Below are 1,737 nucleotides of genomic sequence, written 5' to 3' on the forward strand. Positions count from 1 at the left end.
GTCTTGGTAAACTTACTTTAGCAACTTTGGACTTCTTTTTTTATCTTTTTTTGAGCCCTTATCCCGAACTGGGGTTACCAATGTACCTGCGACAAATCCTGGAACGTTTTTATTCATATTATCAACTCACTGAGATTATTTATTATAAAATTCACCGTCATACACCCAAATGCCTTTTTTTTCCTACAAAATAAGTATGAGTATCGGCGACTTCAATGTTATAGACATAATCAGTGAAGGCATTGGATGTAGCTCTGGAGTCATTCTCCCAATCTGGCACTCTGTAGGCTGCAACTAACTTACTATAGTACTCTATCTCGACACGATTCTCAGGATTGTCTTTGTCTAAAAACTTATGAAACTTCGCATAAGGTTCAGAACCATCCTCCGAATGTAAGTCCCTACCTAAAAGACTATTGTCATCATTAGTAAACACCTCTACAGCTTCACCATTCCTAAAGTCAATCACCCCTATATCAATTTCACCTGGATCTGCATGCTTATCTTGACAGCTGTGCATATACAACCCAACCTTTGGATCGCTAGTTGCTATGACATACTTTCCTCCAATTTGATAAGGATCATACACCTCTTCGTGATATCTACCAGATATGTCAAGTATTTCACCTTGATGGCCTCTTTCTGGAAAAATATAATTAACAATATCGTTAGATGTAATGAACTTTGCAGCTACCCATCTTGGTTTTTCCTCATCACTGACATGCGTCCAGAATGGATGATTATCAGTACAGTAAATACCCTCAACAGGCGTTATAATCTTTTGTTTAGTAGCAGACTTGATGGTTCTTATCACAGGCTTATAGACCAGTTCTCCTTCACCACTTTCATCCTTAGACAGTACTTTATCACCGATTTTTAACTCCTGAATAGGTACTAATCCTTTATCTGTATGAACGAGCGTTCCCACCACAAATCCTGAATTAGTCATTTATATTCCTTTTATTTTTTATTATTGATTTGGTTGGTTGTTCAAACTGGCGTCATGTACCCAAACACCATACTCACCAACGAAGTATGTATGGTAATCTTCGATCTCGATGTTATAAACGTTATCAACGTAATAATTTTTTTTATCTTCATTATACAAATCAGTAATCCATTCAAAATGGAGTTGATCTTTATTTTTATCTGAAAACCTATGATGGGTTTCGATATCTAAATCAATAAAGCTTTGACTTTCACTTAAAAATTCTTCATCTTCAGCCTTTGTCCAAATCCTACAGTTTTTCAAAATTTTAGGCTTCTCTTGACTAAAATCTACATAATTAGCTACTCCGTAGTCGTCGATATTTTCAACCTTATGTAATGCTACATCTTCCAAACTTGTTCTATAAAGTGGTTCTTTAGATGTAAAAAGACTCGCACCATACGTAGGTGACCCGTCTTTGCACACTAAAGTATAATCCCTATCTTCATTTTTATAGCGTTTGGTAATTGCTAAATCTTCAGCTTGTGTCCATCCAGATTCTTTAGTCCAGAATGCATGATTCCCTGTGCAAAACAGATAAGACAAGCCGTTTCTTTCTTTTTCATTAGCAATAATCTCACCCGACTTAACTCTATTAAACTTCTCTAAATCCATATCTCTTTTTACAGTTTCAAATGCTACGCTAAAAATCCTTTTCTTTTCAGTGGAAACTGAGCTATGCTGAAGAAACCGTACAACTAAACTTGGTAAACTAAGCACAATTATAGGAGTTTACCATGACCAAGAAA

2 protein-coding genes are annotated in these 1,737 nt (G+C 35.8%); both read right to left on the bottom strand.

What is annotated here, in order from left to right; all coding sequences use genetic code 11:
* Positions 1 to 157: 157 nt before the first annotated feature.
* The gene (locus QO187_RS13735) at positions 158 to 949 is read right to left on the bottom strand and encodes a Hint domain-containing protein (protein WP_371548652.1); all 792 of its coding nucleotides are present in this window, start codon (positions 947 to 949) and stop codon (positions 158 to 160) included.
* A 21-nt stretch (positions 950 to 970) separates the two neighbouring features.
* Positions 971 to 1,708, bottom strand: a complete 738-nt coding sequence (locus tag QO187_RS13740) for a hypothetical protein (RefSeq protein ID WP_371548654.1) — start codon at positions 1,706 to 1,708, stop codon at positions 971 to 973.
* Between the last annotated feature and the right edge of the window lie 29 nt (positions 1,709 to 1,737).

Origin of the sequence: Psychrobacter sp. Arc9 (assembly GCF_041431295.1) — a bacterium.
Classification (GTDB): Bacteria; Pseudomonadota; Gammaproteobacteria; order Pseudomonadales; family Moraxellaceae; genus Psychrobacter.